This is a genomic window from Planctomycetota bacterium (assembly GCA_026387035.1).
GTDB lineage: Bacteria > Planctomycetota > Phycisphaerae > FEN-1346 > FEN-1346 > JAPLMM01.
The window spans coordinates 1-5315 of record JAPLMM010000170.1; the positions used below are offsets into that span (position 1 = coordinate 1).

The following is a 5315-nucleotide window of genomic DNA, read 5'->3' on the forward strand; positions in this document are numbered from 1 at the left end:
CCCTACCACAGGTATCTGGTGTGGATGAGGATGAAGCACTATCTGAAGGAGCGGATGGGTGAGGACCGGCCCAGGGAGGATATCCCCGAACGAGAAAGGGCGGAACGAGAGGCATACAGACTGCTTGCCGAGGAACTGGTGGGGCGTCCGGCGACCCGGCAAACTCGCCTCGGTGAGGAGGCCTTGGTGTACCTCACACTTTATTACGTACAAATAGGGAACCTGCACCAGGCGCTCTCGTACGCCGATGTTCTTCCAAGAGAGTTGCCTTGGTCGTCACGCAAGGGCATAGCGCAATCCATACGGCGCACGTTGGCGAAGCAGGGCAATAAGCCGGCAGCCGACCAATAAACGGGTAGCGGAGTGGAATAACACTCTGTCCTAACGACGTGCGCGGCCAAGCGGGCTGCGCGGTTCCGGGGGAGTTCCGGTGACATAGAACTTAATTGGCTTGACTCAAGAGATGAATTCGGGGAACCCAATACTGATTTCGTTTTTCCGATTTCCGGGGACAGGCATTTCCGGCCCCCCGATCCTGCTTTTCCCCCCTGCCTGCCACGGCATAGTCCCGGCGCGCCTGCCCCGTTTGGGCCGGGACCACGGCGGGTCCGCCGTTACTGCGTTACTACGTTACTTCGTCACTCCGTTACCCCTCCATGCAAATCCCACGCCAAAGACGCGGGAAAAAAGTTACTAACATAAAGGTATGCACATGACATGGATGGAAAGAGTGCGAAATTGGGCACAAAAACCGGTAAAAACCGCACCAAAAACGCGCAAAAAGTCGAAAAAGGCACTAAATCCGCGCTAGCCCATCTTAACATTCGGGGGTGTTTGGGAGAAAAATCCCCCCCGGCGCTAGCGCCAGGGCCGGTGGGTTCCCAAAAATCGCCCAAAAATACCCCGCCAAACTGGCTCCAAAAAGTTATCCACAATTCCTGCCTCGCGTAAGTCGAAGTTCGGCGGCGGGGATTTCATGGTTGGCGGCGAGGTCGCGGTAGTGAAAATCGGTCAGACGGTCGAGGCGGCCTGGGCGGCGCCTTGCGGCAAGGCGGTGCTGAAGTCGTCGAAGAAGATGTCTTTGGGCGTGAGGCCCTTGTCCTCGAGGACGCGTTGGACGGCCTCGACCATGACCGGCGGGCCGCAGAGGAACGCCTGGCGCTTGACGCCCGGTTGGAGGAACCGGTCCACGGAGAGGTGGATGAAGCCTGTTTCGCCGTCCCATTTCTCGCCGGGTTCGAGTTCGTCGGAGAGGGCATAGACGACCCGCAGGCTGGGATGGTCAGCCGCGAGACGCTTGAACTTTTCGTAGTAGAAGACGTCGCGGGTGGTCCGGCAGCCGAAGAAGAGCCAGGCGGGGCGGTCGGGCCAGCGGGCGAGCATCGACTCGACGATGTTCTTGATGGGGGCCAACCCGCAGCCGCCCGCGACGCAGACGACTTCCGTTTCGGGCTCTTCGCTGAGGCGGAACTCGCCGAACGGGCCGGTGAAGGTGACCGGGTCGCCCGCCTTAAGGTTGTGGAGGTAGGTGGAGGCGATGCCGCCTGGCACGAGGCGGACGACGAGTTCCACGACGTTCGGCTCGTGAACGGGTGAACTGATGGAATAGGCCCGCCAGACGGGTCCGGCCGGCGACGGGGCCTGAATCTGCACGTACTGCCCCGCGCGGTGCGCGATCTCGGCTGGTTCCACGAGCCGCAGGCGGATCTCCTTGGTGTCGTACGTCAGGTCGCGCGTGCTCTCGACCGTCGCCGAGTAGAGCCGCACGTTCAGAATCTCTTCGGGGATCCGAAGGTCCAGGTCCTGGCGGACCTTGACCTGGCAGGCCAGACGCAGGCCGGCGCGGATGTCCTTGCGCGCCAGGTATGGCAGTTCGGTCGGGAGGACCGGTCCGCCGCCCGCGAGGACCGTTACTTTGCAGTATCCGCAGGTCCCCTGGCCGCCGCACGCGCTCGGAACGTAGATTTCCTGGCTGCCCAGGGCCTCGAGGAGCGACTGCCCGCCCTCGACTTCGAGGACGCGTTCGCCGGCGTTGACGCTGACCTTGCAGATGCCGTAGTCCAGGAGGAACCGCTCGGCCGCGATCAGAAACAGCGCGAGGGCCGCGAGGAGCCCGACGAACATCGCGATCGAGACCAGGTAAATCATCGTTCCGCCCTACTGGATCGAGACCATGCCCGCGAAGCCCATGAACGCGAGGGCCATGACGCCTGTGACGATCATCGTGACGGCGACGCCCTGGAACGGGGCGGGGATGTTGGCGTAGCGCATCTTCTGCCTCAGGCCGGCCATCAGGACGATCGCCAGGGCCCACCCGACGCCGGCGCCGGCGCCGAAGCCGACCGCCTGGAAAAACGTGTAACCGAAGTTGACCATGAATAGCGCCGCGCCGAGGATCGCGCAGTTGACGGTGATGAGGGGGAGGAAAATGCCCAGGGCGTAGTAGAGGCGCGGGCTGAACCGTTCCAGGAACATCTCCACCAGTTGGACGAACGCCGCGATCACCGCGATGAAGACCACGAACTGAAGGTGCCCGAGGTCGTACGGCACGAGGACGTACTGGTACACGAGGTAGTTGATGACGGTCGTCGCGGTCATGACGAAGGTGACGGCGACGCCGAGGCCGACGGCCGTCGGGAACTCGCGTGAGCAGGCCAGGAACGAGCACATCCCGAGGAAGTACGTCAGGAGGATGTTGTTGGTGAAGACGGCGGCGACGAAAATCACGAGGGCGCTGGTGTCGTTCATGTCCGGGCCTCCCGCTCCTTGCGCAGGCCGAGCGCGTAGAGGAGCGCCACGAGGAACCCCAGGGCGATGAAGGCTCCCGGCGCCCCCCGCAGGACCAGGTTCATCGGGTAGTTGGGGATCTCGAGGAGGACCCGCTCGCCGAAGACGATGGTTCCCGTTCCGCCAAGTTCCCGCACCAGGCCGATGATCGCCAGGATGAAGGTGTACCCCAGGCCGTTGGCCGCCGCGTCCACGACCGAGATGCCCGGCCGGTTGTGCAGGGCGAACGCCTCGGCCCGGCCCATGAGGATGCAGTTGGTGATGATGAGGCCGACGTAGGGGCCGAGCCGCTTCGACATGTCCCAGTAATAGGCCCGGAGGAACTGGTCGACGATGATGACGAAGGTGGCGATGATGGCGACCTCGGCGATCATGCGGATGCGTCGCGGGATCGCTTTCCTGAGGAGCGAAAGGATCAGGCTCGACATCATGACGACGAAAACGACCGACGCCCCCATCACCAGCGCGTTCTCCAGCCGCGTCGTGATCGCCAGGGCCGAGCAGACCCCCAGGATCTGGACGGCAATGGGGTTGTCGTTCCAGATGCCCGCGCGGAACGCCAGGATCGGTCGCCCGCCGGCGCCCGGCATTCCGCCCGCCCTGTTCGGTGCGCTAGCGCCCATTCGCCGCCTCCGGCTCCACGATCTGGCGGGCCACCTGGTTCAACATGTCTTTCACGCGCTGGCTCGTCATCGAGGCGCCCGTGATGGCCTGGACCTGGAGGCCCGCTTCGCCCGCTGGCGACACGATCCGTTGGCCGTCGAACTGCTGCGTGAATCCGCGCGTTGCAATCTCGCCGCCGAGGCCCGGTGTCTCCTCCTGCTCGTAGATCGTGATGCGCCGAACCGTCCGCCGGTCCGACTCGAGGGCGAGGATCCCCTTGATCGGCCCCCAGAGGCCCCGCCCCCCGAAGAGGGTCGCCACGGCCCGGACCGCACCGTCGCTGCCGACGTATTCGTAGAACACCAGGCCGCCGCGCTTCTCGGTTCGAACGTCTTTTTCGAAGACCTGAACGAGTTGCTCGGGCCCCGCGCCGGCCTCGTATGTTACGCCGAGCGCGTCGAGAACGTGGCGGATGCGTTCGGCTTGGGCGTTGGCCTCCCGCCGCGCGGCCGTCAGTTCCCTCGCCGCCGTTAACAAGCCCGCGCACACAGCGCCCAACAGGGCCGCGAAAACCAGGCTGTACAGGCTACCTTTCATGCGCCAACCTCCGAACCCGCCGCCGCACGACGACCTCGTCGATCGTCGGGGCCACGATGTTCCCCAGCAGGATCGCAAAGGTGACGCCTTCCACGTACCCCGTCAGGTTGCGGATGAGAAGCACAATCGCCCCGATCAGGATGCCGTAGGCCACCTTCCCGCCGTTCGTCATCGGGCCTGTCACCGGGTCCGTCGCCATGAACACCGTCCCGAAGAGGAGGCCGCCGGCCAGCAGGTGCCAGCCTACCGCGCCGCTGAAGTGCGACGGGAAGAGGCCGCCGAGCGCGAGGCCCAGCAGGGCAAACGAGCCCAGCACGCTCGCGATCGTCCGCCAGTTGACCACGCCGACTAGCACGAGGAATAGCCCGCCCGCGATAATGAGCGCGGCCGACGTCTCGCCGATCGAGCCCGAGACGTTCCCCCAGAAAAGGTTTGCGATCGGTTCCAGGGCGCCCTTTTTCGCCGCCGCCAGCGGTGTCGCGCTGCTGATGGCGTCCACGTGGTACGTCGCGAGCCGGCCGGGCCACCCGCTCGCCGGTTCGATGAACGCGTTCAGCCGGCTCGGGTACGCCAGCACGAGGATGCACCGGCCGACGAGCGCAAATCATCCCCGTCACGAAAAACCCCTCGTTGATCTCCTCCTTGCGGATGCACGCAATCACCACCTCGATCATCCCGCCCACGGCGTACGAAACCAGCACTACCGCCAGGACCCGCAGGCCGAACAGGTACACCCCCGCCGCGAGCGTCGGCACGAGCGCCAGGATGACCATCGTCATGTACCGCTTCAGGTCGATCGGGTCCCGCACGTGCGGCGCGCAGGGCGCCGACGACTTCGGCGCCAGAAAGAAGTTGTTGATCGCGTCGAAAAGCGGCCTGGCACGGCTGAGCGGCCCTTGCTCGAATCTCGGACGCAGCCGGTCGAAGAGGTCCTCAAGGAGCCTCATCCCTTGACCTCCTCGGCCTTGGCTGCTTCGGCGTGCTCGCGCTCCTCGCGAATCCTCTGTTGCGCCTCGAGCATCTCGTGCCTCAGTTCAATCTTCGAGGGGCATACGTACGAGCACAACCCGCACCCGACGCACAGGTCCACGCCGAGACGCTCCGCATCGTCTATTGCGTCCGCGTACAGGGCCTTGTGGATGACGTGCGGCATGATGCGGGCCGGGCAGACCGTCTCGCACTGGCCGCACGCAATGCACGCCCGCTTCTCGCCCCGCATCGCCGTCGTCAGGCGCTCCGGCTGCGGGCGGTGAAGCGCGCTCAGGTAACACCGGCTGTACGACGCCCGGTTCCATCCCGGCCGCAGCCAACCGAAGGGTTCCCGCCGC

Annotated in this window: 6 protein-coding genes and 1 pseudogene; 1 reads left to right on the top strand and 6 read right to left on the bottom strand. The window is 64.9% G+C overall.

The features are described from left to right. Positions 1–351 (top strand): hypothetical protein (locus NTX40_05890; protein ID MCX5648614.1); only part of this gene is annotated, 351 nt, incomplete at its 5' end. Positions 352–1011: 660 nt separating this feature from the next. On the opposite strand, the gene NTX40_05895 is transcribed toward NTX40_05890, so the two are convergent. The 6 genes and pseudogenes from NTX40_05895 to NTX40_05920 form a co-directional block, all read right to left on the bottom strand. Next, positions 1012–2148 (bottom strand): FAD-binding oxidoreductase, encoded by a 1137-nt coding sequence (locus tag NTX40_05895; GenBank protein ID MCX5648615.1) that lies wholly within the window; start codon positions 2146–2148, stop codon positions 1012–1014. Between the two features lie 9 nt (positions 2149–2157). After that, positions 2158–2748, bottom strand: a complete 591-nt coding sequence (locus NTX40_05900; GenBank protein ID MCX5648616.1) for an NADH:ubiquinone reductase (Na(+)-transporting) subunit E — start codon at positions 2746–2748, stop codon at positions 2158–2160. Then, positions 2745–3377 carry an electron transport complex subunit RsxE gene (gene rsxE / locus NTX40_05905; protein MCX5648617.1) on the bottom strand — a complete coding sequence of 211 codons (633 nt, stop codon included), beginning with the start codon at positions 3375–3377 and terminating at the stop codon, positions 2745–2747. Before rsxE ends, NTX40_05900 begins: the two co-directional genes overlap by 4 nt. Positions 3378–3399: 22 nt before the next feature. After that, positions 3400–3987: an FMN-binding protein gene (locus NTX40_05910; GenBank protein ID MCX5648618.1), complete on the bottom strand. Its 588-nt coding sequence runs from the start codon at positions 3985–3987 to the stop codon at positions 3400–3402. Beyond that, positions 3977–4754: pseudogene (locus NTX40_05915) on the bottom strand (RnfABCDGE type electron transport complex subunit D). The gene NTX40_05910 and the pseudogene NTX40_05915 overlap by 11 nt, the downstream one beginning before the upstream one ends. 176 nt (positions 4755–4930) lie before the next feature. Then, on the bottom strand, positions 4931–5315 hold a 385-nt coding region (locus NTX40_05920), incomplete at its 5' end, for a 4Fe-4S dicluster domain-containing protein (GenBank protein MCX5648619.1).

Coding starts and splice junctions, on each gene's coding strand:
- NTX40_05910 (MCX5648618.1), bottom strand. CDS start 3,987: ATGAAAGGTAGCCTGTACAGCCTGGTTTTCGCGGCCCTGTTGGGCGCT.
- NTX40_05895 (MCX5648615.1), bottom strand. CDS start 2,148: ATGATTTACCTGGTCTCGATCGCGATGTTCGTCGGGCTCCTCGCGGCC.
- rsxE (MCX5648617.1), bottom strand. CDS start 3,377: ATGCCGGGCGCCGGCGGGCGACCGATCCTGGCGTTCCGCGCGGGCATC.
- NTX40_05900 (MCX5648616.1), bottom strand. CDS start 2,748: ATGAACGACACCAGCGCCCTCGTGATTTTCGTCGCCGCCGTCTTCACC.